Genomic DNA, 26,350 nt, shown 5'->3' with positions numbered 1-26,350 from the left:
ATCCTGATGGGAGTACACCATGAAAACACCCTCACAGCCGCGCGCTATCTACTATGTCGTTGCGATCCAAATCTGGGAGTATTTTAGTTTTTACGGCATGCGCGCGTTACTGATCCTCTATCTGACCCACCAGTTAGGCTATTCCGATAGCCACGCCATCACCCTTTTCAGCGCTTACGCCTCTTTGGTTTATGTCACCCCCATTCTGGGCGGCCTGCTGGCCGATCGCCTGTTGGGCAACCGCGTCTCGGTGATTGCCGGGGCGGCCTTGATGACCTTGGGCCACATCGTACTGGGGCTGGGGGCAGTCTCGGCCAACTCTCTTTACCTGGCGCTGGGCATCATTATCTGCGGCTACGGCCTGTTTAAATCCAATATCAGCTGCCTGCTGGGAGAGCTGTATCAGGCGCAGGACCCACGGCGGGAAGGCGGGTTTTCTCTGCTGTATGCCGCGGGGAACGTTGGCTCCATCCTGGCTCCGATCGCCTGTGGGTTGGCCGCTGAACGTTATGGCTGGCACGTCGGCTTTGCGCTGGCGGGAATAGGGATGTTTGCCGGGTTGATAATCTTCCTATCGGGGAGTAAACATTTTCGGCATACGCGTGGGGTGAATATTCCGCTGATACAGGCCACTACGCTAAGCTTGCCACATTGGTTCTGGCTGGTAGCCGGGGTGTTGTCTGCTCCGCTGTTTTTCGCGCTGTTGTTCATTCACGATTGGGCTGGCTATTTGCTTGGCGTCGTGTGCGCCGCTGCGGTGGTGATCGTCATGCGTATTCTCTGGCAGGTGAGCGGTGAGCAACGGCGGGGGTTATGGCAAATCATCATCTTGATGCTGCTGGGAACGCTGTTTTGGGCCTTTGCCCAACAGGGCGGCAGTTCAATCAGCCTGTTTATCGATCACTTTGTTGACCGGCAATGGTTCTCCTGGTCGGTGCCTACGGCGCTGTTCCAGTCGGTAAACGCCTTTGCGGTCATGCTGGGCGGCGTGCTGCTGGCCTGGCTGATGCGTGGCAGCCAGGGGAACGCTCAGACCGTGCGCATCTGGTGCAAGTTTGCCTTTGGCCTGCTGCTGATTGCCGTGGGCTTTATGCTGATGGCGCTAAATGCGCGCTGGGGGGAGCTGCATGGCCAGGCCTCGATGGGGATGATGGTAGCCGGGCTGGCGGTGATGGGATTTGCCGAACTGTTTATCGACCCGGTGGCGATGGCCCAAATCACCCGGTTGGATATTCCTGGCGTCACCGGCGTGTTGACCGGTATTTATATGCTGGCGACCGGCTCTGTGGCTAATTATCTCGCGGGCCTGATTGCCAACCAGACCACCGAAAGCCAATTGGGTAATGCGATGATTGAAGCTTACGGCAAGGTTTTCACCCAGATTGGCTGGGGAGCTGCAGGCAGTGCCGCCTTGGTGCTAGCGGTTCTGGTGTTGTGGTGGGGAATGACCCGGCGCAATGATAGCGCGGTTAATGCTTGATTGATGGCGGTGGGCTGGTTAACGTGCAGCTATGTAATGTCACGAAGCCCAATTGATGAAGACCCACCACCTCCTGACACAGATTGCCGACCATCTAGGGGCTGAGCGCCAACTGCTGCTGGCGTTCAGCGGCGGCCTGGATTCCAGTGTGCTACTGCACCTGTTGGTGCTATTGCGCCAGCAGCAACCGGACATTTCCCTGCGCGCAGTGCATGTCCACCATGGCCTGAGCCGTTTTGCCGATGATTGGGTGGCACATTGCCAGCAGCAATGCGAACGCTGGCAGGTACCGCTGGTGGTACAACATGTACAGCTTGAGGGACGGCCAGGGGGCATCGAGGCCGCGGCCCGTTCGGCCCGCTACGCCGCTTTTGCAGAAACGTTGGCCGTAGACGAGACTTTGCTGACGGCGCAGCATCTTGACGATCAATGTGAAACCTTCTTGCTGGCCTTAAAACGGGGCAGCGGCCCTGCGGGGCTGTCTGCCATGGCCGTACAAACCCGCTTGGGTAACAATCCCTTATTGCGCCCGCTGTTGGGAATATCGCGCCAGCAGTTGGAAGACTACGCACAACAGCACCAACTGCAGTGGATCGAGGATGACAGCAATCAGGATCCCCGTTTCGATCGCAACTTCTTACGTCTGAACGTTCTGCCAATAGTGAATCAGCGTTGGCCGCATTTTGCTGCCGCCACCGCGCGCAGCGCTGAATTATGTGCCGAGCAGGAGCAACTGCTGGATGAGCTGCTGGCCGAGCAATTAACCCAACTGCTGGATGGCGAAAACTCACTCGCTATCGCCGAATTGGCTACCTGTTCTGCGGCCAGGCGCTATGCTTTGCTACGGCGCTGGATTGGGCTGTTTGGCGTCACTATGCCAGCGCGAGATGGTTTGCATCGGCTATGGCAGGAAGTGGCGTTAAGCCGGGAAGATGCCGAACCGCAGCTGCAACTCGGGAACTACCAGATCCGCCGTTTCCGCCAGCGCTTGTACCTGCTACCGCTGTTGGCTGATCTGAGCGGCACACAATTGCCTTGGCCTAATAAGGCTCCACTGGCGTTACCAGACGGACTAGGTACTCTGTTCGTGGGCGAAGGTGAATGCCAGATACGCGCCCCTTTAGAGCATGAGTCGGTCAGCGTGCGTTTTACCGCCAAGGGCAGGGTACGGATTATTGGCCGTGCCGGTTCACGTCCGATCAAAAAACTGTGGCAAGAGTTGGCTATTCCACCGTGGCAGCGTGAACGTATCCCATTGGTCTATTATGATGAGCAGTTAATCGCTGCCGTGGGCGTATTTATTACTGAGGAAGGGCAAGCGTCTGCGGGGCAACCGGCCTGGCGGCTTGGCTGGAAAAAAAATAATAACAATCTGCTGTGAGGAGTGGGCAATGAAATTGGTAAGCGTAATGGTAGTGATGGCCGGCGTGCTGAGTTTTTCCGCCATGGCGGCGGGCGATGCGGCGGCAGGGAAGAATAAATCGGCCAGCTGCATGGCCTGCCACGGCGCGGAAGGCAAGGTTTCGGTACCCATGTACCCGAACCTGGCCGGGCAGAATCAAATGTATCTGGAGCACTCTTTGCAGGCTTACAAGAAAGGGGAGCGCTCTGGCGGGCAGGCGGAAGTAATGAAGGCCTATGTCTCGGGGTTGTCGGATGAGGATATTGCCGACCTGGCGGCCTATTACGCCAGCCTGAAGCCTTAAATGACGAGGGCAGCCCTTGGGCTGCCCTGTGGAGATGGCGTTACCGCTATATCAGTCTGACAGGCTGACAACCACGGTACCGATTTCCGGATGACTGAAACTGAGGATGTGATCCAGACGCAAGCTGAGAGCGCTACCGGCCTGATCGACAATCAGGTACTCAACGCCCTTGGTAAATTTCAACTCGGTGGCAATGCCTTCGAACTTCTCTCCGTCGCGTAACTCTAGCTTCAGAATGTAGTTATGCTGACAGGCGAGTTCCAGGCTTTCATAGTCATCGCAATTGATGGATTGGTACTCATCATTCATCAACATGGTCGCTCACCAATAAGTTAGCGGCGGCAAATGCCGCCTGTTCCCTAACGGAGGACGGTAGCTCGCTATTCGCGGCAACCTCGTCCAATGCCTTTAACACACATGCTAGTGCATCCGGCACGTAGCCTAGATCTCCACTGCCGATCTGAGCGTAAAAACGTCGTACTAACTCACAGTATTGTTGCACAATGGCCTCCCTTTAGGATCTCTGCATTATCGCCACGCAGGCTGCAATAAGGCACAGACACTCGGGGTTAAATCCTATCTAAAGGACTATAGCACAGGTGTTAGTGAGTTATTAGTTCCTCTTTTTGGGCATTAGTCCACTTCTGGCGCTCCCCGTGCTGGCTGCGGGCTGCCCTGATCAAGTACAATGTGGCCTGTTAATAAAGAGGTTACCCATGGCGCTGAAAGCAACAATTTACAAAGCCACGCTCAATATCGCTGATATGGATCGTCACTTTTACTTTGATACCACACTCACCCTGGCCCAGCATCCTTCAGAAACCGAACAGCGCATGATGCTGCGCCTGCTGGCCTGGATCTGCCATGCCGATGAACGGCTGGTGTTTACCAAAGGCCTGAGTGCGGAAGACGAGCCGGAAATCTGGCGGCGCAACGACCATAACGGGCTGGAAATGTGGATAGAGCTGGGGCTGCCGGATGAGAAACGCATCAAAAAGGCCTGCAATCAGTCACCTCGGGTGGTGCTTTACGCCTATGGTGATCGCGCCGGGCATGTCTGGTGGCAATCTATGCAGAGCAAGGTGGCCAACCACAAGAACCTGAGCATCCGTTTTCTTGATGATGAACAACTGTCCCGCTTGACCGCGTTAGCCAGCCGCAATATGACGCTACAGGCCACGCTGCAGGAAGGTACCATCTGGCTGTCAGACCTTCAGAATAGTCTGGAAATTCAATTTGCCGAATGGCAGCAGGCGCAGGTATAACCGGTGCTGGAACTGTCAAGAAACGTAGCCATACCGGACAACGAAATAGAATTAACGGCGATCCGCGCGCAGGGTGCGGGTGGCCAGCATGTGAATAAAACCTCAACGGCGATCCATTTGCGCTTTGACATCCGGGCGTCCAGCCTGCCAGAGTACTATAAAGAACGGCTGCTGGCGCTTAATCATCATTTAGTGACCGGTGATGGGGTGGTGATTATCAAAGCGCAGGAATATCGCAGCCAGGAAATGAATCGTGAAGCGGCACTGGCCCGGCTGGTGGCGCTGATCCAGCAGGCGATGGTGGTCGAAAAGACGCGCAGGGCAACCAAACCCAGCAAAGGGGCCAAATTACGCCGTCTTGAAGGCAAGGTGCGCAAAGGTGCCACCAAGGCATTGCGCGGCAAGGTTCAGCCTTAGCCTACGCCGTGGATATCAATGGATGACAACAGGAGAATAACTTGAAGCAAATAACTATCGCCCTGTTTTTAGCGGCAGGAGCCCTTTCATTGCTGGGATGTAACAATCAATACCAGCCAAAAGAACAAGCACTTCAGCCGATGCAGCAGAGCTATCAGGGCTTATTGCCTTGTGCGGACTGCACTGGGTTGGACACCTCGCTGTTCCTCGATGAGGACGGCACCTTTGTGTTGCAGGAAACCTATCGTGGCGCTAAAGGTGGCGATCAAACTTTTGCCAGCTACGGCACATGGGCGCGTACGGCGGATAAGCTGGTGCTGACCGAAAGCAACGGTGAAAAACGCTATTTCCACCCGGAAGGCAAGCAATTGAGAATGCTGGACCGCAGTGGGGCACCGATTGTCTCCCAGCTTAATTATGTGCTGACGCCGGTGACCAAAGCCTTGCCGAAAACGCCGATGCCGTTGACCGGGTTGTATACCTATATGGCCGACGCGGCGGTATTCCAGGATTGTGCCACTGGCAAAACCTTCCCGGTAGCGAATAATATTGCGTTGGAGCAGGGCTATCTGAAGGCTCAACGGGCGCCGGGCGAACCGGTATTCCTGATGTTGAATGGGCATTTCAGCGTGCAGCCTTCCATGGAGGAAGGGCAGATGCAAAAAGCGCTGATCCCGGAGCCCGGTGGCAAGATCGCTTTCGACAACAGCAAGAGCTGTGCTAACTGACCAACGGCGGCTAGCTCACTTTGTAGGGGCGCTGCATGCTGCGCCCGCTTAGCTTTGTTATCAATTTGAGCCTCTTCATTTTATGAGGGGGCTGCTAATTTGATCGGTTGATGAGGGCAGGTCTGTTGCGATTGGCTGGTTTTTTGCCAGCGCCCGCGAACGTAAATAGATCCCCGGCTTGATATGGCCAACGTAAACCAGCGCTTTGCTAGGTGCCAGCGTAGCAATATCCCCTTCACGCATATGCAGTAAATCGCCCGGGCTGACCCAGCCAGGGGCGGCCAACGTCAACGGATGCCCAGCGTTTTCAAACGCGGCAATCACAAACTCCGAGCAAAAATAGGACGACTCTGCGCCGGTCGGCGACTTGAGCTGGGCTGCGGCCAAACCTTTGACACATTGCTGGCGGAAATCGGCAGAGAAGGGGTTCAGCGAACACAGCTGCTTGGTCATCATAAAGGGCACCATCTCGGCAATGCCCAGATAGTTATACCGGCTGCCGGCCTTCTGGCTGGCGAATTGGCGGATCTGGCTAGCCTGCTCCGGTGTCAGATCGGGGATGCGCAAAGCAAACATCTTGTCGCTATGGGTCAGCGCGTCTTTCAGGCTGATAATCTGCACGCCTTCCCCTACCGCTTCGGCAACCTGGCCTTCGCCAATATACACGGCCACATGGCTGACTGACGAAGTACTCAAGATACGGATCCCGAGTGATTTCAAACCAATCGTTGAGGAGAACAGCAGGTCTCCCTCTTGCAGGTCGGCCTGATTGATTTCGCGCAGCGTTTTTCCTGGGGCGGAGCTTAACGATTGGAACTGAACGTTGACGGGATTGATGGAGTGTTTTTCACGGTCGGATAAGCCTACGTCCATGGTGCAACCGGTTAAAAACACCGAAAGCAAAGCAAACAGGCGGGTAGCCGAGGGGCTGCGTAATGGCATAAGTTAATCCTTTAACAACAACATCCATTAATAAAGCCCCCCATCTGGGGGCTTTGTCTAGCGATTAGCGTTGGATCTGGCCCAGCAGGAAATCAACGATTTCGCCGGTTTTGATCATCTGCTTCTCACCAACACGGCGGTTTTTGTACTCAATTTCTTCGCTGTCGAGGTTACGATCGCCGATCACGATGGAGTGAGGTACGCCGATCAGTTCCATATCGGCAAACATCACGCCCGGACGTTCTTTACGATCGTCCAGTATCACATCGATGCCGTGTGAACGCAGGGTATCGTACAATTCTTCAGCCAGTGCCTGCACGCGGAATGATTTGTGCATGTTCATTGGCAGAATAGCTACCTGGAACGGGGCAATCGCGTCCGGCCAGATAATGCCACGGTCATCGTGATTCTGTTCGATGGCCGCAGCCACCACGCGCGTCACGCCGATGCCGTAGCAACCCATGGTCAGCACTTGATTACGGCCATCTTCACCCTGCACGGTGGCTTTCATCGCTTCTGAATACTTGGTACCCAGTTGGAAGATGTGGCCCACTTCGATACCGCGCTTGATCAGCAGCGTACCTTTACCGTCTGGGCTGGCATCGCCTTCCACCACGTTACGGATATCGGCACTCTGTGGCAGCGGCAAATCACGCTCCCAGTTGATGCCAAAGTAGTGTTTGCCATCGATGTTGGCACCGGCGCCGAAGTCGCTCATAGCGGCTACGCTGCGATCGACAACCACTGGGATCGGCAGGTTGACTGGACCAAGGGATCCTGGGCCTGCGCCGACGATTGCACGGATTTCTTCTTCCGTGGCGAAAGTCAGTGGAACCGCGACCTGTGGCAGTTTCTCGGCCTTGATTTCATTCAGCTCGTGATCGCCGCGCACCAGCAGGGCAACCAGCTTGTGGCCACTCTCTTCACGGGCGTGCACCATCAAGGTTTTCACCGTTTTCTCTACTGGCAGTTGGAATTGCTCAACCAGTTCGGCGATGGTTTTGGCGTTCGGCGTATCGATGATGCGCAGTTCTTCCGTTGCCGCAGCACGTGGCTGAGCAGGGGCAACCGCTTCGGCCAACTCGATGTTGGCAGCATAGTCGGAACCGGTTGAGAACACGATATCGTCTTCACCGCTGTCTGCCAGCACCTGGAACTCATGTGAAGCGCTGCCGCCGATAGAACCGGTATCGGCCAGCACCGGACGGAAATCCAGACCCATACGGTTGAAGATCTTGCTGTAGGCTTCGTACATCGCGTCGTAGGTGACCTGCAGGGATTCCTGGGTGGTGTGGAAGGAATAGGCATCCTTCATCAGGAATTCACGCGAACGCATCACGCCAAAACGTGGACGAACCTCGTCACGGAATTTGGTCTGGATCTGGAAGAAGTTCAGCGGCAGCTGCTTGTAGGAGCTGATTTCGTTGCGGATCAGATCGGTGATCACTTCTTCATGGGTTGGACCAAGCACAAAGGGACGCTCGCCGCGATCGACAAAGCGCAGCAATTCCGGGCCATACTGCTCCCAGCGGCCGCTTTCCAGCCAGAGGTCTGCGGGCTGAACAACCGGCATGGAAACTTCGATCGCGTTAGCATTGTTCATTTCTTCGCGAACGATGTTTTCAACCTTCTTCAGAACGCGCAGGCCGGTCGGTAACCAGGTGTAAAGACCGGAGGCCAGCTTGCGGATCATCCCGGCGCGTAGCATCAGCTGGTGGCTGATCACTTCGGCGTCGGCAGGTGTCTCCTTCAGTGTGGAGAGCAGATATTGGCTTGTACGCATGGTGTTTTGGTTCCGTTAGAACTGCAAATTGCATCGGGCTGCCAGGGTTGGCCGCCAAAATTTTCAAAAGTGGTTTAGTTTACCAGCGCAAGCCGGTTGTCAAAAGAGAGCGGGCGGAATTTTAACGGGCGTCGAGCGACAACACTTCGCTTTGACTATCAACGATCCGCCAGCGCACGTTGAACTCCAACAACCATACCGCATATTCGCGCCCGCTGGCTTCTTCTTTTCGATAGGCGGGGCGAGGATCTTGCGCCAGAACCTGAGTGATAAAACGGCGCAGGTTGGGGTAGCGCCGCAAATGTTGCTGCAGTTGTTGTTCTGCTTCGGGCGAGAAATACACCGGCATATCACCAGCCGGAGCCGCCTGAGCAAAACCGGCTCGCGCTTGCGGATGGCTTTCGGCAAACGGCAAATAGGGTTTGATATCGACCACCGGCGTACCGTCAACCAAATCCAGGCTGCCCAACTCCAGTACCACCTCGCCCCCTTGAGTCCGTATGCCTTTCAGTTCGATCAAGGACATACCCAACGGGTTAGGGCGAAAGGTCGAACGGGTGGCGAACACGCCCATACGTGCATTGCCGCCCAGACGAGGAGGCCGCACGGTAGGACGCCAGCCTCCTTCCATGGTTTGATGAAACACAAACATCACCCACAGATGGCTGAACTCGCTGAGGCCACGTACCGCTTCGGGCTGATTGTAAGGCGGCAATAGCAACAGTTCACCGCCGCCGTCTTCAACTAGCCCAGGCTGACGGGGAACCGCGAATTTCTCTTTATACGGAGAACGGATGGTGCCGATCTGCTCAAAAACAAATTCGGTCATTTGGCAGAGACGTTAAGCGCAGAGCCTTGACAGATGGCCTGCTGGTAACAACCGGCGACGCCGCTGACAATCTGACAGTCATGCAGTAGCACCGCATTGGCCTTCATGTAGGAAGCTCGGGTCTGCATACGCTTACGTGCGGTATTCAGATTAGGCGGAGAGTCCTGAACCGTGGTCTGACAGGATTCGCCAGAAACCTCACCTAAATCGCGGAAAGGCTTGCCGACCAGTTCTTCTGCACTCTTGTACAGTTTTACCGGGGCCGGGCGGGCTGCTGGGGTGGCTTTTACCGGAGCGGGAGCGGCCGTAGTTGTTGTGCTGTTTGTTGTGGATGGAGCCGTGTGCTGCGTTGAGCATCCAGTCAGCGCGAGCGCTAACAAACAGAGAGGTAAAACACGCATTGAGAGTCCCTGCCATTTTATAATCAAAGTGGCGCTATTGAAGCAATCTCTGGCGCAAATAACAAGACGGGCCGTAGCCCGTCTTGCAATTATCGGAATAAAATGGCTATTGAATGATTACCAGCCTTTTACTGCGCCACCGTTAAAGATCTTGTTGGCCGCTTCGTTAACTTCGTCAGACTGGTAAGCCTGAACGAATTTCTTCACGTTTTCCGCGTCTTTGTTATCTTCACGGGCAACCATGATGTTGACGTAAGGTGAGTCTTTATCTTCAACAAACAGACCGTCTTTGGCCGGCGTCAAACCAATCTGGCTGGCATAAGTGGTGTTGATGATGGCCAGAGCGATTTGCTGATCGTCCAGTGAACGTGGCAGCTGTGGCGCTTCCAGTTCAACCAGCTTCAGGTTTTTCGGGTTCTCGGTCACGTCCAGCACGGTCGGCAGCAGGCCAACACCGTCTTTCAGCTTGATCAGACCCTGTTTTTCCAGCAGCAACAGTGAACGGCCCAGGTTGGTTGGATCGTTAGGCAGTGCTACCTGTGAACCTTCTTGCAGCTCATCAATGGATTTGATCTTTTTGGAGTAACCGGCGATCGGATACACGAAGGTGTTACCCACCGTAACCAGCTTATAACCACGATCCTTGATCTGTTGATCCAGGTAAGGCTTGTGCTGGAAGGCGTTGACATCGATATCGCCTTTGCTCAAGGCTTCGTTTGGCAACACGTAGTCGTTGAAGGTGACCAGCTCAACGTCCAGGCCATACTTATCTTTTGCCACTTTTTGTGCCACTTCAGCCACTTGCTGTTCAGCACCGACAATAACACCCACTTTGATATGGTTTGGATCTTTTTCATCCTGGCCACAACCGGCCAGAGCCAGAGTACCGATCAGTGCGCCGATTGTTGCGATGGATTTAAATTTTAACGACATATCCCTTCCTCAATTAGACTCGCATATGAAATACGCCTTACTCTTTATCCTGCCAGATGCAGCAAAGCTATCGAGTAGATGTCAGCGCGTGGGTAAAGTTATTTGTGGGTAACGGCCTTCACGAGACGGTCGCCACCAAACTGGATCAGATACACCAGCACCACCAGTAATATTAATACCGTATTCATCACGGTAGCGTTATAACCAATATATCCATACTGATAACCAATTTGACCTAAGCCACCGGCACCGACGGCACCGCCCATTGCAGAATAGCCCACCAGGGTGATCAGCGTGATGGTAGCGGCATTCACCAAACCTGGCAGCGCTTCAGGCAACAGCACTTTGGTGATGATTTGCATTGGGGTTGCCCCCATGGCACGAGCGGCTTCAACCAGACCTGACGGAATTTCCAACAGCGCGTTTTCTACCATACGGGCGATAAAGGGAGCTGCGCCCACGGTCAGTGGAACGATAGCCGCCTGCAAACCGATAGAGGTGCCAACGATCATGCGAGTGAACGGGATCATCCAGACCAGCAAGATGATGAACGGAATGGAACGGAAAATGTTCACCAACCCGGACAACACCTTATAGACGGTATTGTTGGCAATGATTTGCCCGGGGCGGGTCACATATAACAGTACGCCAACCGGTAAGCCAAGAACAAAGCCAAAGAAGCCGGAGACAAAGGTCATCGTAACGGTTTCCCACACGCCACGTGCCATTAACCACATCATTGCCTCAGACATAACCCAGAACCTCTACTTTTACCTGATTTTCTTGCAGGAACTCAATCGTTGCCTGTGCATCTTCATCGGAGCCGTGCAGCTCAGCCAGCATCACGCCGAACTTCACGCCGCCAGCGTAATCCATCTGTGCACTGATAATATTGTTGTTCACGTTAAAACGACGGGCCGCTTCTGACAGTAAAGGTGCATCGACCGAGCGTCCGGTAAACTCAAGGCGCAACAGTGGTTGACGGCCCCCGGTACGTTCAGGTACCAGACGTGCGGCATAATCATCCGGAATATCCAGATGCAGCGTAGCTTGGATAAACTGCTGTGCCAGCGGCGTCTTGGGATGGGAGAACACTTCGCTAACGCTGTCTTTCTCAATCAATTGACCTTGGCTGATAACCGCGACCTGATCGCAGATACGTTTCACTACGTCCATTTCATGGGTGATCAGCAGGATGGTCAGCCCCAAACGGCGGTTGATATCTTTCAGCAGTTCGAGAATGGAGCGGGTGGTGGCGGGATCCAGCGCACTGGTCGCTTCGTCGCACAGCAGCACTTTAGGATTGCTAGCCAGCGCACGGGCGATGGCCACACGCTGCTTTTGGCCGCCGGATAGATTGGCAGGGTAGGCATCGTGCTTGTCAGACAGACCAACCAGCTCCAGCAGCTCGACCACGCGTTTTTTGATTTCCGCGCGTGGGGTGTTGTCCAGCTCCAACGGTAGGGCAACGTTACCGAAGACCGTACGTGAAGAGAGCAGGTTAAAGTGTTGGAAGATCATGCCAATCTGGCGGCGTGCGCGCGTCAGCTCGCCTTCAGACAGGGAAGTCAGATCCTGGCCATCAACCAGAACGGTACCTGACGTTGGGCGCTCAAGCATGTTGGCGCAGCGGATCAGTGTACTCTTACCGGCGCCTGAGGCACCGATGACGCCATAAATCTGTCCGGCAGGAACGTGAAGAGTCACGTCGGAGAGTGCGCTAATGGAACGCGACCCCTGCTGGAACACTTTGGTGATGTTGGAAAGTTTAATCATATTCTTCTTATTTTTAGCTTGGTTGCCGTGGCCTAATAAAGAGAGACCTTGATCAGCGCCAAGGTCTGGATCAGATGTTAAGGCGTCTAGACGTCTAAGTCAACGTTAACGCTATTCTTCATCATTCTCAGTCTCGGCGAAAACATGCGATACTGTGGCGGTTTTCAGGCTTTCAGGAGCATACCGGTGACACAACGCGTTCCAGCAATTTTCTTAGATCGTGACGGCACGATTAATATCGATCATGGCTACGTCCATGAAATAGATGATTTCCAGTTTATCGATGGCGTGATTGACGCCTGTCGTGAACTGAAAAGCATGGGCTTCGCACTGGTGCTGGTCACCAACCAGTCTGGCATTGCCCGTGGCAAATTTAGCGAAGACCAGTTTATGCGTCTGACAGAATGGATGGACTGGTCGATGGCCGACCGCGATGTCGATCTGGACGGCATCTATTTCTGCCCACATCATCCTGAGGCAGTAATAGAAGAGTATCGCCAGGTTTGTGATTGTCGCAAACCGCAACCGGGCATGTTGTTACAGGCGCAGAAAGAACTGAATATCGATTTGGCCGCTTCTTATATGGTTGGCGACAAAATCGAGGACATGCAGGCAGCCGCGGCGGCAGGGGTAGGCACTAAAGTATTGGTGCGTACCGGCAAGCCAGTCACTGAAGAAGGTGAGAAAGCGGCGGATTGGGTGCTAAACAGCCTGCAAGAGCTGCCTGCAGCGATTAAAAAGCGGGTTTAAGCAGCGTTATGCATGAATAGTGAGCGGTCGGAAGAAAAGTGCATATTATCCCTTGTCATTCTGAACCAGCTCCCTATAATGCGCCTCCATCGACACGGAACATGTGAACAACTTCACAGAGTCTCCGGGGGTCGCAGAGAAAAAACCTGAAATTAAGGTTGACTCTAAAAGAGGAAAGCGTAATATACGCCACCTCGAGTTAGCAAGCGAAAGCGCGTAACTCACTGCTCTTTAACAATTTATCAGACAATCTGTGTGGGCACTCACAAGACGATATCCAGCTACTTCGGTAGCAAAAAAATATCAAGTCTTGAAGAGTGACCAAGCAGTAATTCATGCGAATGAATTATTACGAAAGTTAATTTTCGAGCATCGCTTCACGAGTTGAAGCAAATCAAGCTTTTAATTGAAGAGTTTGATCATGGCTCAGATTGAACGCTGGCGGCAGGCCTAACACATGCAAGTCGAGCGGTAGCACAAGGAGCTTGCTCCTGGGTGACGAGCGGCGGACGGGTGAGTAATGTCTGGGAAACTGCCCGATGGAGGGGGATAACTACTGGAAACGGTAGCTAATACCGCATAACGTCTTCGGACCAAAGTGGGGGACCTTCGGGCCTCACACCATCGGATGTGCCCAGATGGGATTAGCTAGTAGGTGAGGTAATGGCTCACCTAGGCGACGATCCCTAGCTGGTCTGAGAGGATGACCAGCCACACTGGAACTGAGACACGGTCCAGACTCCTACGGGAGGCAGCAGTGGGGAATATTGCACAATGGGCGCAAGCCTGATGCAGCCATGCCGCGTGTGTGAAGAAGGCCTTCGGGTTGTAAAGCACTTTCAGCGAGGAGGAAGGGTTCGGTGTTAATAGCACCGTTCATTGACGTTACTCGCAGAAGAAGCACCGGCTAACTCCGTGCCAGCAGCCGCGGTAATACGGAGGGTGCAAGCGTTAATCGGAATTACTGGGCGTAAAGCGCACGCAGGCGGTTTGTTAAGTCAGATGTGAAATCCCCGAGCTTAACTTGGGAACTGCATTTGAAACTGGCAAGCTAGAGTCTTGTAGAGGGGGGTAGAATTCCAGGTGTAGCGGTGAAATGCGTAGAGATCTGGAGGAATACCGGTGGCGAAGGCGGCCCCCTGGACAAAGACTGACGCTCAGGTGCGAAAGCGTGGGGAGCAAACAGGATTAGATACCCTGGTAGTCCACGCTGTAAACGATGTCGACTTGGAGGTTGTGCCCTTGAGGCGTGGCTTCCGGAGCTAACGCGTTAAGTCGACCGCCTGGGGAGTACGGCCGCAAGGTTAAAACTCAAATGAATTGACGGGGGCCCGCACAAGCGGTGGAGCATGTGGTTTAATTCGATGCAACGCGAAGAACCTTACCTACTCTTGACATCCACAGAACTTTCCAGAGATGGATTGGTGCCTTCGGGAACTGTGAGACAGGTGCTGCATGGCTGTCGTCAGCTCGTGTTGTGAAATGTTGGGTTAAGTCCCGCAACGAGCGCAACCCTTATCCTTTGTTGCCAGCACGTCATGGTGGGAACTCAAAGGAGACTGCCGGTGATAAACCGGAGGAAGGTGGGGATGACGTCAAGTCATCATGGCCCTTACGAGTAGGGCTACACACGTGCTACAATGGCATATACAAAGAGAAGCGAACTCGCGAGAGCAAGCGGACCTCATAAAGTATGTCGTAGTCCGGATCGGAGTCTGCAACTCGACTCCGTGAAGTCGGAATCGCTAGTAATCGTAGATCAGAATGCTACGGTGAATACGTTCCCGGGCCTTGTACACACCGCCCGTCACACCATGGGAGTGGGTTGCAAAAGAAGTAGGTAGCTTAACCTTCGGGAGGGCGCTTACCACTTTGTGATTCATGACTGGGGTGAAGTCGTAACAAGGTAACCGTAGGGGAACCTGCGGTTGGATCACCTCCTTACCTAAAGATATGCAGTTGAGTGCAGTGTCCACACAGATTGTCTGATGAAAAAGTAACGAGCAGAAATACCTTTATAGGCTTGTAGCTCAGGTGGTTAGAGCGCACCCCTGATAAGGGTGAGGTCGGTGGTTCAAGTCCACTCAGGCCTACCAAATTCGCACTTATGCTGCGTTATGCGCGCGGTCGTTTACCCAAAAGTAAACTTCCCTTCCGCATGCCTTGCCTAAGCACGAATTAACAGGATTTCCAACAGGAAAGACAGTTAGTCACGCGAATGGTAATAAAGGTTTCTGCAAGTGACTGTATGGGGCTATAGCTCAGCTGGGAGAGCGCCTGCCTTGCACGCAGGAGGTCAGCGGTTCGATCCCGCTTAGCTCCACCATATCCATATAGTCCTTGATAATACTTCAGAGTGTACTGGCAACAGTATGCTGCGAAGTATTTTGCTCTTTAACAATCTGGAACAAGCTGAAAATTGAAACATGACAGCTGAAACTTATCCCTCCGTAGAACTATTGGGGTAAGGATTAACCTGTCATAGAGTCTCTCAAATAAACAGCACGACAGTGTTCTCTGTTTACAGAAACACCTTCGGGTTGTGAGGTTAAGTGACTAAGCGTACACGGTGGATGCCTAGGCAGTCAGAGGCGATGAAGGGCGTGCTAATCTGCGAAAAGTGTCGGTAAGGTGATATGAACCGTTATAACCGGCAATACCCGAATGGGGAAACCCAGTGTGTTTCGACACACTATCGTATGGTGAATACATAGCCATACGAGGCGAACCGGGGGAACTGAAACATCTAAGTACCCCGAGGAAAAGAAATCAACCGAGATTCCCCTAGTAGCGGCGAGCGAACGGGGAACAGCCCAGAACCTGAATCAGTTCTTGTGTTAGTGGAAGCGTCTGGAAAGTCGCGCAGCAAAGGGTGATAGCCCCGTACACTAAAATGCATTAATTGTGAGTTCGATGAGTAGGGCGGGACACGTGACATCCTGTCTGAATATGGGGGGACCATCCTCCAAGGCTAAATACTCCTGACTGACCGATAGTGAACCAGTACCGTGAGGGAAAGGCGAAAAGAACCCCGGCGAGGGGAGTGAAATAGAACCTGAAACCGTGTACGTACAAGCAGTGGGAGCACCTTCGTGGTGTGACTGCGTACCTTTTGTATAATGGGTCAGCGACTTATATTTTGTAGCAAGGTTAACCGTATAGGGGAGCCGTAGGGAAACCGAGTCTTAACTGGGCGAATAGTTGCAAGGTATAGACCCGAAACCCGGTGATCTAGCCATGGGCAGGTTGAAGGTTGGGTAACACTAACTGGAGGACCGAACCGACTAATGTTGAAAAATTAGCGGATGACTTGTGGCTGGGGGTGAAAGGCCAATCAAACCGGGAGATAGCTGGTTCTCCCCGAAAGCTATTTAGGTAGCGCCTCGTGAACTCATCTTCGGGGGTAGAGCACTGTTTCGGCTAGGGGGCCATCCCGGCTTACCAAACCGATGCAAACTCCGAATACCGAAGAATGTTATCACGGGAGACACACGGCGGGTGCTAACGTCCGTCGTGAAGAGGGAAACAACCCAGACCGCCAGCTAAGGTCCCAAAGTCATGGTTAAGTGGGAAACGATGTGGGAAGGCATAGACAGCCAGGATGTTGGCTTAGAAGCAGCCATCATTTAAAGAAAGCGTAATAGCTCACTGGTCGAGTCGGCCTGCGCGGAAGATGTAACGGGGCTAAACCATGCACCGAAGCTGCGGCAGCGACGCTTAGGCGTTGTTGGGTAGGGGAGCGTTCTGTAAGCCGTTGAAGGTGAACTGTGAGGTTTGCTGGAGGTATCAGAAGTGCGAATGCTGACATAAGTAACGATAAAGCGGGTGAAAAACCCGCTCGCCGGAAGACCAAGGGTTCCTGTCCAACGTTAATCGGGGCAGGGTGAGTCGACCCCTAAGGCGAGGCCGAAAGGCGTAGTCGATGGGAAACAGGTTAATATTCCTGTACTCGGTGTTACTGCGAAGGGGGGACGGAGAAGGCTAGGCTAGCCGGGCGACGGTTGTCCCGGTTTAAGCGTGTAGGGGGGTGTTCCTGGTAAATCCGGAACGCTATCAACCCTGAGGCGTGATGACGATGCACTACGGTGCAGAAGTAGTTGATGCCCTGCTTCCAGGAAAAGCCTCTAAGCATCAGGTAACATCAAATCGTACCCCAAACCGACACAGGTGGTCAGGTAGAGAATACCAAGGCGCTTGAGAGAACTCGGGTGAAGGAACTAGGCAAAATGGTGCCGTAACTTCGGGAGAAGGCACGCTGGCGCGTAGGTGAAGAGACTTGCTCTCGGAGCTGAAGCCAGTCGCAGATACCAGCTGGCTGCAACTGTTTAATAAAAACACAGCACTGTGCAAACACGAAAGTGGACGTATACGGTGTGACGCCTGCCCGGTGCTGGAAGGTTAATTGATGGGGTCAGCCGCAAGGCGAAGCTCTTGATCGAAGCCCCAGTAAACGGCGGCCGTAACTATAACGGTCCTAAGGTAGCGAAATTCCTTGTCGGGTAAGTTCCGACCTGCACGAATGGCGTAATGATGGCCAGGCTGTCTCCACCCGAGACTCAGTGAAATTGAACTCGCTGTGAAGATGCAGTGTACCCGCGGCAAGACGGAAAGACCCCGTGAACCTTTACTATAGCTTGACACTGAACATTGAGCCTTGATGTGTAGGATAGGTGGGAGGCTTTGAAGTGTGGACGCCAGTCTGCATGGAGCCAACCTTGAAATACCACCCTTTAATGTTTGATGTTCTAACTCGGCCCCGTAATCCGGGGTGAGGACAGTGTCTGGTGGGTAGTTTGACTGGGGCGGTCTCCTCCCAAAGAGTAACGGAGGAGCACGAAGGTTAGCTAATCACGGTCGGACATCGTGAGGTTAGTGCAAAGGCATAAGCTAGCTTGACTGCGAGAGTGACGGCTCGAGCAGGTACGAAAGTAGGTCTTAGTGATCCGGTGGTTCTGAATGGAAGGGCCATCGCTCAACGGATAAAAGGTACTCCGGGGATAACAGGCTGATACCGCCCAAGAGTTCATATCGACGGCGGTGTTTGGCACCTCGATGTCGGCTCATCACATCCTGGGGCTGAAGTAGGTCCCAAGGGTATGGCTGTTCGCCATTTAAAGTGGTACGCGAGCTGGGTTTAGAACGTCGTGAGACAGTTCGGTCCCTATCTGCCGTGGGCGTTGGAAGATTGAGAGGGGTTGCTCCTAGTACGAGAGGACCGGAGTGAACGCACCACTGGTGTTCGGGTTGTCATGCCAATGGCACTGCCCGGTAGCTAAGTGCGGAAAAGATAAGCGCTGAAAGCATCTAAGCGCGAAACTTGCCTCGAGATGAGTCTTCCCTGGGCCTTTAAGGTCCCTGAAGGAACGTTTAAGACTAAGACGTTGATAGGCTGGGTGTGTAAGTGCAGCGATGCATTGAGCTAACCAGTACTAATGATCCGTGAGGCTTAACCTTACAACACCGAAGGTGTTTTAGAGTAGACGACAATTTTCAGCGAAGTTCCGAGATTGGTTCTGGTGGTTACGAAAGTAACGGCCAAGAATGAAACAGAATTTGCCTGGCGGCAATAGCGCGGTGGTCCCACCTGACCCCATGCCGAACTCAGAAGTGAAACGCCGTAGCGCCGATGGTAGTGTGGGGTCTCCCCATGCGAGAGTAGGACACTGCCAGGCATCAATTAAGCCAAGAGGCCATCCGCAAGGATGGCCTTTTTGCTATACGCAGAAAACAGGAAATAACAGTGAAAACCCCTCACCCCAGCCCTCTCCCAGAGTACCCACCGAGAACATCCTGAACACTTGTGTAGGGGAGAGGGAGCTGTCCGGCATCGTGGGTGAGCCTGTGTGGCTTCGGAAAGTTGGAACCTTTGATTAGCCCATGCCGTTTCGGCAGTGATGAGTAAGCAGAAAGATGGGTATTTCTGAGGAATATCAGCGGACTCGATCGGTTCCCTCTCCCTGTGGGAGAGGGTTAGGGTGAGGGGTCATTACTCGATCTGGCTTAAATTAACTGACCCTCAACGGGCCAGATGATAAATACTGTATCCTGTCGCAGCCCCTGCCACATCCCAGGCAAAATCCTTCCAGCTCCAGCCCGTACCGCCTTCCCGGCTGTCATACAGCTCTTTCGCCGCGCCCAAGCCTATCGAAAATAGCAGGCCAAAACTGCGGCTACGTGCTTCATTCCAGTTCTGGTGATCGCCATAGGCCGCGCCTGCGGCCGCAAATGCAGCGGAAGCGACAAAGTGTTGAGCCTTGTCTTTGCCGGTCCAGCTATCATTGGACATGTGGGTACAGCCACAGGAGAACAACAGTACCGGAAGGAGGAGAAGCGGGCGGAGTGGGCGCATAGTGAAAACATCCTGTCTCAAAATGTACAAAAAAGCCCGGCATTGCCATACCCGTCGCCTTTCAAGCTGCAGCGTTGTTACCTGCGTGCGTGAACCCCAGTCACTTACTAAAGTAAGCTCCTGGGGATACACGCACTTGTCGCCTAGCTGTGCTGTACAGGGATGTACGAATGCCACGAGCGCATGGATGCGCAAGAGCGGCCAACTTGAAATTCATAGGGTATCTGTGACATGAAATTACAATATACGGCTAATCAAGCGATCGATACGGATCCGACGCAGACGACGGATCAGCTTGCGCACCTTGACCGGATATTCCTGAATGCTTTGCAATTCGAGATAGTGCCCCACGACCGTGGTATGGGTGCGGATCGTTTCCAACTCTTTATGCCGCTGTTCCTGCATTTCGTGCTTGGGATCGTGGAACAGAATGGCGTTCTCCAGATCCAGCCGCCAGGCGCGCGGGTTGAGGTTGTTACCGGTGATCAACTGCCACTCGTCATCGACCCACATCCCTTTCAGGTGATAGCTGTTATCGCCGTCTTTCCACAGGCGCACAATCAGCTGCCCGGTATCAACATAGCGTTGCAGGCGGCTCAGGAAGCGGCGCAGGTTGATTTCGTAAAGATAAGGCAACGCACCGATAATCTTGAACGGCTGATCTTCAGGGATGTAGAAGTCATTGGCCGTCTTGTCACCCACGATGATCTCTACCTGTTTCCCTTGGCGCAGCAGATAAATGATATTGCGCACCAGCAAGGCTGGCAGGTTGAAGTAAGGCGTGCACAGCGTCAGTTTCTGATCGGTGCAGGACATCAGGTGGTGGATCGTTTTGTTCAGAATGCTCTGTTTACCCAGGCCGACTAATGGGGTGACGGCCAGCTCATCATTACTGGCATTCCCCTGAAATTGATAGGCGGCACGGCGTAGGGCAAAACGGAACAGGCGGATTTCGTTTTTGATCTCGAGGCTTTTGGGTCTGTCATCACGATCAAGGCGCTGCACGGCACCGGCGGTTAACAGATGCTGTTTGATGTAATCGCACAGGGTCACCGCCAACAGATTATTGGTGATCAACTGATAGCGATCGTAACGATACTTCTCATGCTGATGCAGATAGACATCATTAATGCTGGCACCACTGTAGAACACCGTATCGTCAACGACAAAGCCCTTCAAATGCAGTACGCCCAGCGCTTCGCGAGTATTGACCGGAACGCCGTAAATCGGCACCGAAACCTGCGGGTGCTGTGCTGCCATAGCGCAGTACCAGTCGGCATTGGTATTGGCCGCTGCCGCACCGATACGCCCACGTTGAGCGCGATGCCAGTCAACCAACACGCAGATCTCCAACTCAGGGCGCTGCTGCTTGGCTTGATAGAGCGCATTGAGGATATCGCGGCCCGCATCGTCATGCTCCAGATAGAGCGCTACCAGATAAATACGGGTTGTTGCGTTAGCGATCGATTCCAGCAGCGTTGCACGGAAATCTGCCGGCGTATAAAGGGTACGGACATCAGCAACCGTCTGGGGGAGTTTGGGCAGTTGTGCAAGGTGTTGTTGATGTTTGCTACGTTTAAATTTTGACAACATCACAGTGCGCTTCTTCTCTCATATTTGGATGGCCGGAACGCCACTTCCATGAATAAAATGCTTCGAACAATCGGGCGATAATACCACTAGTTGTCTCGATTGTGCGTATGTTTTGGCGTTAACTAGTGGATTCGTATTACATTGCGACAGCGGTCACGGCGTCGCCCCATCCTGTAGCGGCAGGGTTAAATTGACAATCCCCTCGTCAATTTGCACATCGACCTTGAACCCCAGTTTTTGTGCCAGCGTGACCATTCCGCGGTTATTCGGCATGGTAATGCCTGTCAGGCGGGTCAGGCCCTGCGCTCGCGCATAGCCAATCATTTTCATCAAGAGCTGTCGGCCCAGACCCAGGCCTTTCAGATCGGAACGTACCAGTACGGCGAACTCGGCATCGGTGTTGTCCGGATCTGACAGGGCACGCGTCACGCCGATGATCTCTTCGCCATCGCGTACCGCGACGAAAGCCATTTCTCGATCGTAGTCGATTTGGGTCATGTTAGCCAAATCGTCGTGGCTAAACTCGTTGATCTCACTAAAGTAGCGGTAATAGAGATCTTCCTTGGTGACGCGGTCGATAAAGTGCTTCAGCGCCGGTTCATCCTCCGGCAGGATCGGGCGGAACAGGCATTGTGAACCGTCTTTTAATTCAATGGTTTCTTCCAGTTCATGGGGATAAGGGCGGATCGCCAACCGCGCCTGTGGATCGCCACTGAAAGGCGTTAACTGCATGGAAACGTCCAGCAGGGTAAATTCGCTGCCGGAGGCTAATACCGGATGAATATCGAGGCGTGAGATCTCCGGGCAGTCGAGGATCAGGTTGGAAACCTGCACCAACAGGCGGCTTAAGCCGGGGATATCAAGCGGCCGCAGTGCACTGCGCCCACGGATTTTGCCTCCTTTCACTGCCTGCAACACCAGATAACGCGCCAGCGCCATATTCAGCGGCGGCAGGGCAACGGCGACCTGGTTTTCCTTGCGCCATTCGATGCCGCCTTCGCCGAGCATTATCAGCGGGCCGAAGGTCGCGTCCTGTTCAACGGCAATCCGCAATTCTTGTGCTCCGGCACGGTTGGCCATGCTTTGCACTAACAGACCGTGGATGCGCGCCTGCGGATAAGTACGCTTCACCCGATCGAGGATCGCTTCCGCTGCACGTTGCACCTCGGTGGCGGTACGTAAATAAAGCATGACCCCCTGAACTTCGGATTTATGCGAGATATCCGGAGAGCGCAGTTTCAACGCCACCGGGTAGCCAATCTGTTCGGCAATGTGCACCGCTTCGGCGCTGTCACTGGCAATCCAGGTTGGCAGGGTGCTGAGGCCGTACGCCTGCAGAATCGGCTGGACTTCATGGGTATCCAACTGGCTGGCCCCTTCGGTCAATGCCTGATGGATTAACTGGTGCGCGGCAGCGGTATTGGCCGTAAGCCCAATCGGTAGCGCCGGAGTTTCCTTCAGCTGCTTCTGGTTACGGCGGTATTCCACCATATGCATAAACGCGGTGACCGCGCCTTCTGGTGTGCGATAGGTTGGGATCCCGGCCTCGGTAAACAGGCGCCGGGCCTCCTGAGAGGAGTATTCACCACACCAGTTGGTTAACAGCGTAATGCGTTTCCCACGGGGGTGCTGGCGGATGGCCTCGATCAGCCGTTCGGCGGTCTCAGTACCCGGAGAGGCGGCGCTAGGGGCATGGATCAGCAGCAGGGCGTCATAGTCGTGGCTGTCGAGCAGCGGTTGCAGCGCGGCCAGATAGCGCTTGGGGGTTGCATCATCACGCAGATCGATAGGGTTTCCTGGCCGGATAAACTCCGGCAGGGCAGCGCTCAGCTTCTCCTGAGTCTCATCTGTCAACGTTGCCAGCTTACCGTTGCGGGAGATCAATTGGTCCAGCGCCATGGCTGCGGGGGCCGCGCCATTGCTGATTATCATTAGCCGCTCACCGCGCAGCGGGTGCATATGGCTTAAGGTTTCCACGGCGGAAAACAGCTCGTGAGTATCCTGCACGCGCAGCAAACCGGCGCGTTGGATGGCGGCATCGTAGGCGGCGTCTAATCCCTGCTGGCTGTTGAGTAGCTGCTGTGCCTGTTGGCTCCGGCCACTTTTGATCACCAGGATCGGTTTATTGCGTGAGGCACTGCGGGAGGCGGAAAGGAAACGCCGCGCGTCGTTAATGTTTTCCAGATACAACAGAATAGCGCTGGTTTTGCTGTCGCGGGCCAGGAAGTCGAGCAAATCGTCGACGTCGATATCCAGGCTATCTCCTAACGCGATGAAGTAGGAGAAGCCAACTTCCCGTTGTTGCGCCCAGTCCAGAATGGTGTTCGCCACGGCGGCAGACTGGGAGATAAACGCCAGCTTGCCTTTCTGAATGGGGACCGGCGAAAAGCTGGCGTTGATACCTTGCCAAGGTGCCAGCAAGCCCAGGCTATTTGGCCCCAGCAGACGCATTGAGTAACGTTGTGCGGTGGCCTTCAGCTCGGCGAATTGTTCCACGGGGGAGGAAAGTACGATGGCGGTTTTGCAGCCGCGTTCACCCAAGGCTTCGATCAGTGCCAGGTTACGCTGGGCGTTGGTACACAGCACGGCCAAGTCGGGAGTTAACGGCAGGCTGGCCACGTCGGGATAGGCCATTACGCCGCAGACTGCCTTGTAGCGTGGTGTGACCGGCAGTATCGGGCCGGTAAACCCGCCAGCTAGCAGATTGCGCATCATCAGGTAGCCAGCCCGGCCAGGCTGTTGCGAAGCGCCGAGCACGGCAATCGATTTGGGACGTAATAGCGCTTCTAACCCTCTCTGGCTCATGTGCGGCTCCTGCTCCTGATCGGTTTGCCTGAAAGAGGCAAATTATCGTCTGATTCTAGGCGCTTTGTGGCAGATTTGCTGTGACCGGTGCCTCTGGGCGGTGAGGTTTCCCGGCCAGATACTGTTCACGGAAGTAATTGAAATGTTGGCTCAGCCCGGTCGCGGCCTGTTCATCCCCCGCCTGTTGCAGCAGGGCGGCAGCGACTTCTGCCGTACAGTGCTGTTCGGGGCGGCTGGCAACACGTAGCAAATAGTCCGATGAGGCCAACACGTTCAGTGAAAAGACCGGGAACTGATTCAGATAGGGGCTTTTACGGAACATTTTGCGCGCTTCCGACCAGGTACCGTCAAGCATGATAAATAAAGGCGGCTTGCCACCTGCGGGCAGGCTGCTAACCACCGGGCGATCCGCATCGGCATAAGAGGCTGGGAATACCACGTAGGGCTGACGAGTGGGATCGTTGATGGCTGCCAGCAGGCCCGGATCGATTTCGGTGCGTGACCAGGTAAACGCCTGGGTATCAGGCAGGATATCGGCGATCAGGCGGCCGGTATTGCTGGGCTTTAACGGCTCTGCGCCGAACATGATCAGGCAAAAGCGGCTGTTGGCCTGCTGCGGTTTGATGGTGGCACACAGGCAGTTTTGCTGCGGCAGCAAACAACCCTGACAGCGTACGGCGCGGCTACCTCTGGCCAGAAACGGGCGTGTGGCGCGGTCTAAACGATCTTGGCGCAGACGAAGTACGGCGTTGTCAGTCATAGCTATCCTGAAAAACCGCCATTGTAGCGCAGAAAAAAGCCCGGCGGGAGAGGCGCACGGGCTATCTAGGCGATGTTATGCCGACAACAACTGGCGGCATAGTAAGCGCTTTTGCGTTAAACTAGCTCGTCAAGCCAGTTATCGAACGGCGCTTTCGGCATCGCGCCGTTGAGCATATCGACCATCTTGCCTTCACGGAACACCATGATGGTAGGGATGCTGCGAATGCGGAAGCGGGCGCTCAACTCGGGTTCGGCTTCGGTGTTGACCTTCACGAAACGCACCTTGCCAGCACGCTCCTGTGCCACGTCTTCAAAGATCGGCGCGAAGCTGCGGCACGGGCCACACCACGGGGCCCAAAAATCGACCACGATCGGCAAGTCGTCTTGCAGGAGCTGGTCCAGCGTGGCGGCGGTGGCGTTAATCACTTCACCGTCGAACAATTCATGGCCGCAGCGGCCACATTTAGCGCCGTCCGCCAGACGTTCTTCCGGCACGCGGTTGGTGGCATTACAAGCTGCACAAACTGTATTCATGGTTACCTCTGGGGCTGACGCAGCATGTTAGCCGCGTATATGTATCCTTAATGTTGCTTATTATCGGTAAAAGCGTGGCATTCGACCAAGTGATTTGTTCGATGAATTTGATAGATGCTAGCTTTTAGCGCAAGTTGGTGGCTTAGCGCACCAACATCAGGTAATCTTCGCGCCCTGCGCGTTGGTGGAGAAGACAATGAACGATTCATTTAGTGGCAAGAACGGTAAGGTTAAAGTGATGTTCGTCCGTAGTGACGACGATAGCGGCGACAACCGTAACAAGAATAAACGACCTGACGGCAAAGGCCGCCCGGCTGACAATGCACGCTCTGGCCGTGCCGGTCAGGATAAGGCGCGCGGTGGCGACCGTCGGGGTACCGATCCCCGTCGCAGCAGCAGTGAAAGCGATCGTCCTCGCCGTCCGGCGCGCACCGAAGACAGCGGTGGTTATGAATCACCGTGGAAAACCGTGTCCCGTCCTCCGCAAGAAGAACCGGCGTTCGATCATGGTGGCATCAGTGGCAAAAGCTTTATCGATCCCGAGCAGCTGCGCCGCCAACGTGCGGAAGAAACCCGTGTTTACGGCGAGAACGCCTGTAAAGCCCTGTTCGCCAGCCGTCCAGATGCCATCGTCCGTGCCTGGTTTGTGCAATCCGTAACCCCACGTTTCCGTGAGGCACTGCGTTGGATGGCGGCTAACCGCAAGGCTTACCATGTGGTGGATGAAGAGGAACTGGCCAAAGCGTCCGGTACCGAACATCACGGCGGCGTGTGCTTCCTGATTAAAAAGCGTCAAGGTCTGGATGCGCAGGCTTACCTGCAGAATGCACCGGCCAAAGATTGCGTGCTGGCACTGGAAGAAGTGGGCAACCCACACAACCTGGGTGCGATCGTTCGTTCTTGTGCTCACTTTGGCGTGAACGGCGTATTGCTTCAGGATCCAGCGGTGCTGGAGTCTGGTGCCGCGGTGCGTACGGCTGAAGGCGGGGCGGAACACATCAAGGCAATCAATGCCGATGATTTCCTCTCCGTGCTGGATACGTTCCGCAAAGCGGGTTACACCATCGTCACCACCTCCAGCCATAAAGGCACGCCGTTGGCGCAGGCTAAACTGCCAACCAAGATGGTGCTGGTATTGGGCCAGGAACGTGATGGCCTGAGTGACAGCGCTTGGCAACAGGGTGATATGAGCGTGTCTATCGGCGGGACCGGCAAAGTAGAAAGCCTGAACGTCTCGGTAGCTACCGGTATTCTGTTGGCCGACTGGTGGCGTCAGAATCAGGCGTAATCTGTTACG

General features: G+C 54.4%; 22 protein-coding genes, 2 tRNA genes and 3 rRNA genes. 13 read left to right on the top strand and 14 right to left on the bottom strand.

Going from position 1 to position 26,350, the window contains the following annotated elements; translation table 11 throughout:
- Positions 1–19: 19 nt before the first annotated feature.
- From dtpD to D9980_RS14420, 3 genes are read left to right on the top strand one after another with little or no spacing between them, the layout of a single operon-like run.
- Positions 20–1,480: a dipeptide permease DtpD gene (gene dtpD, locus D9980_RS14430; RefSeq protein ID WP_121607657.1), complete on the top strand. Its 1,461-nt coding sequence runs from the start codon at positions 20–22 to the stop codon at positions 1,478–1,480.
- Positions 1,481–1,535: 55 nt separating this feature from the next.
- On the top strand, positions 1,536–2,861 hold the full coding sequence (gene tilS / locus D9980_RS14425; RefSeq protein ID WP_121607656.1) for a tRNA lysidine(34) synthetase TilS: 1,326 nt from the start codon (positions 1,536–1,538) through the stop codon (positions 2,859–2,861).
- A 10-nt stretch (positions 2,862–2,871) separates the two neighbouring features.
- Positions 2,872–3,186 carry a cytochrome c gene (locus tag D9980_RS14420; protein ID WP_121607655.1) on the top strand — a complete coding sequence of 105 codons (315 nt, stop codon included), beginning with the start codon at positions 2,872–2,874 and terminating at the stop codon, positions 3,184–3,186.
- Positions 3,187–3,237: 51 nt separating this feature from the next.
- Here D9980_RS14420 and rof read toward each other — a convergent pair whose 3' ends face one another.
- The gene (rof, locus tag D9980_RS14415) at positions 3,238–3,495 is read right to left on the bottom strand and encodes a Rho-binding antiterminator (RefSeq protein WP_223499701.1); all 258 of its coding nucleotides are present in this window, start codon (positions 3,493–3,495) and stop codon (positions 3,238–3,240) included.
- Positions 3,488–3,688 (bottom strand): YaeP family protein, encoded by a 201-nt coding sequence (locus D9980_RS14410; RefSeq protein ID WP_024529521.1) that lies wholly within the window; start codon positions 3,686–3,688, stop codon positions 3,488–3,490. Before D9980_RS14410 ends, rof begins: the two co-directional genes overlap by 8 nt.
- A gap of 214 nt (positions 3,689–3,902) precedes the next feature.
- Between D9980_RS14410 and D9980_RS14405 the strand changes: the two genes are divergently transcribed.
- From D9980_RS14405 to nlpE, 3 genes are read left to right on the top strand one after another with little or no spacing between them, the layout of a single operon-like run.
- Positions 3,903–4,451 (top strand): YaeQ family protein, encoded by a 549-nt coding sequence (locus D9980_RS14405; protein WP_021806096.1) that lies wholly within the window; start codon positions 3,903–3,905, stop codon positions 4,449–4,451.
- Positions 4,452–4,454: 3 nt separating this feature from the next.
- Entirely contained in the window at positions 4,455–4,868 is a 414-nt protein-coding gene (gene arfB / locus D9980_RS14400; RefSeq protein WP_024485567.1) for an alternative ribosome rescue aminoacyl-tRNA hydrolase ArfB, read from the top strand.
- A gap of 41 nt (positions 4,869–4,909) precedes the next feature.
- Positions 4,910–5,596 carry an envelope stress response activation lipoprotein NlpE gene (gene nlpE / locus D9980_RS14395; RefSeq protein ID WP_024485566.1) on the top strand — a complete coding sequence of 229 codons (687 nt, stop codon included), beginning with the start codon at positions 4,910–4,912 and terminating at the stop codon, positions 5,594–5,596.
- A 75-nt stretch (positions 5,597–5,671) separates the two neighbouring features.
- Here the strand turns inward: nlpE and D9980_RS14390 are convergent, their stop codons facing one another.
- The 7 genes from D9980_RS14390 to metN all read right to left on the bottom strand — a co-directional run bounded on the left by D9980_RS14390 (position 5,672) and on the right by metN (position 12,260).
- A complete protein-coding gene (locus D9980_RS14390) occupies positions 5,672–6,538 on the bottom strand; it encodes a YaeF family permuted papain-like enzyme (protein WP_121607654.1) in 867 nt (288 codons plus the stop codon).
- A 64-nt stretch (positions 6,539–6,602) separates the two neighbouring features.
- Positions 6,603–8,321, bottom strand: coding sequence for a proline--tRNA ligase (gene proS, locus D9980_RS14385; protein ID WP_024485564.1), 1,719 nt, complete (start codon positions 8,319–8,321; stop codon positions 6,603–6,605).
- A 121-nt stretch (positions 8,322–8,442) separates the two neighbouring features.
- Positions 8,443–9,150, bottom strand: a complete 708-nt coding sequence (gene tsaA / locus D9980_RS14380) for a tRNA (N6-threonylcarbamoyladenosine(37)-N6)-methyltransferase TrmO (RefSeq protein WP_024485563.1) — start codon at positions 9,148–9,150, stop codon at positions 8,443–8,445.
- The gene (gene rcsF / locus D9980_RS14375; RefSeq protein WP_024485562.1) at positions 9,147–9,551 is read right to left on the bottom strand and encodes an Rcs stress response system protein RcsF; all 405 of its coding nucleotides are present in this window, start codon (positions 9,549–9,551) and stop codon (positions 9,147–9,149) included. Before rcsF ends, tsaA begins: the two co-directional genes overlap by 4 nt.
- Positions 9,552–9,668: 117 nt before the next feature.
- On the bottom strand, positions 9,669–10,484 hold the full coding sequence (locus D9980_RS14370) for a MetQ/NlpA family lipoprotein (RefSeq protein WP_024485561.1): 816 nt from the start codon (positions 10,482–10,484) through the stop codon (positions 9,669–9,671).
- A gap of 98 nt (positions 10,485–10,582) precedes the next feature.
- The gene (locus D9980_RS14365) at positions 10,583–11,236 is read right to left on the bottom strand and encodes a methionine ABC transporter permease MetI (protein WP_121607653.1); all 654 of its coding nucleotides are present in this window, start codon (positions 11,234–11,236) and stop codon (positions 10,583–10,585) included.
- Positions 11,229–12,260, bottom strand: a complete 1,032-nt coding sequence (gene metN / locus D9980_RS14360; protein WP_024485560.1) for a methionine ABC transporter ATP-binding protein MetN — start codon at positions 12,258–12,260, stop codon at positions 11,229–11,231. Before metN ends, D9980_RS14365 begins: the two co-directional genes overlap by 8 nt.
- Before the next feature lie 186 nt (positions 12,261–12,446).
- On the opposite strand from metN, the gene gmhB reads away from it, so the two are divergent.
- The 6 genes from gmhB to rrf all read left to right on the top strand — a co-directional run bounded on the left by gmhB (position 12,447) and on the right by rrf (position 18,682).
- Positions 12,447–13,010: a D-glycero-beta-D-manno-heptose 1,7-bisphosphate 7-phosphatase gene (gene gmhB / locus D9980_RS14355; protein WP_021179944.1), complete on the top strand. Its 564-nt coding sequence runs from the start codon at positions 12,447–12,449 to the stop codon at positions 13,008–13,010.
- A 403-nt stretch (positions 13,011–13,413) separates the two neighbouring features.
- Positions 13,414–14,954, top strand: a 16S ribosomal RNA gene (locus tag D9980_RS14345).
- A gap of 75 nt (positions 14,955–15,029) precedes the next feature.
- Positions 15,030–15,106, top strand: a tRNA-Ile gene (locus D9980_RS14340).
- A 154-nt stretch (positions 15,107–15,260) separates the two neighbouring features.
- Positions 15,261–15,336 (top strand) — tRNA-Ala (locus tag D9980_RS14335).
- Positions 15,337–15,556: 220 nt separating this feature from the next.
- A 23S ribosomal RNA gene (locus D9980_RS14330) occupies positions 15,557–18,464 on the top strand.
- Between the two features lie 102 nt (positions 18,465–18,566).
- Positions 18,567–18,682 (top strand): 5S ribosomal RNA (gene rrf / locus D9980_RS14325).
- The 16S, 23S and 5S rRNA genes sit together here with 2 tRNA genes alongside, the layout of an rRNA operon.
- A gap of 344 nt (positions 18,683–19,026) precedes the next feature.
- Here rrf and D9980_RS14320 read toward each other — a convergent pair.
- The 5 genes from D9980_RS14320 to trxC all read right to left on the bottom strand — a co-directional run bounded on the left by D9980_RS14320 (position 19,027) and on the right by trxC (position 25,053).
- A complete protein-coding gene (locus tag D9980_RS14320) occupies positions 19,027–19,359 on the bottom strand; it encodes a YfiM family lipoprotein (protein ID WP_121607652.1) in 333 nt (110 codons plus the stop codon).
- 237 nt (positions 19,360–19,596) lie between these two features.
- Positions 19,597–20,952, bottom strand: coding sequence for a CDP-diacylglycerol--serine O-phosphatidyltransferase (gene pssA, locus D9980_RS14310; RefSeq protein WP_024484854.1), 1,356 nt, complete (start codon positions 20,950–20,952; stop codon positions 19,597–19,599).
- Positions 20,953–21,105: 153 nt separating this feature from the next.
- On the bottom strand, positions 21,106–23,757 hold the full coding sequence (locus D9980_RS14305; protein WP_121607651.1) for a bifunctional acetate--CoA ligase family protein/GNAT family N-acetyltransferase: 2,652 nt from the start codon (positions 23,755–23,757) through the stop codon (positions 21,106–21,108).
- 55 nt (positions 23,758–23,812) lie between these two features.
- Complete coding sequence (locus D9980_RS14300) at positions 23,813–24,517, bottom strand: tRNA-uridine aminocarboxypropyltransferase (protein WP_024484852.1); 705 nt, start codon at positions 24,515–24,517, stop codon at positions 23,813–23,815.
- 116 nt (positions 24,518–24,633) lie between these two features.
- Positions 24,634–25,053 carry a thioredoxin TrxC gene (gene trxC, locus D9980_RS14295; protein WP_024484851.1) on the bottom strand — a complete coding sequence of 140 codons (420 nt, stop codon included), beginning with the start codon at positions 25,051–25,053 and terminating at the stop codon, positions 24,634–24,636.
- A gap of 196 nt (positions 25,054–25,249) precedes the next feature.
- On the opposite strand from trxC, the gene D9980_RS14290 reads away from it, so the two are divergent.
- Entirely contained in the window at positions 25,250–26,341 is a 1,092-nt protein-coding gene (locus D9980_RS14290; RefSeq protein ID WP_121607650.1) for a tRNA/rRNA methyltransferase, read from the top strand.
- Positions 26,342–26,350 lie beyond the last annotated feature (9 nt).

Origin of the sequence: Serratia sp. 3ACOL1 (assembly GCF_003668775.1) — a bacterium.
GTDB lineage: Bacteria > Pseudomonadota > Gammaproteobacteria > Enterobacterales > Enterobacteriaceae > Chania > Chania fonticola.
This window is presented reverse-complemented; position numbering and strand designations above follow the sequence as displayed.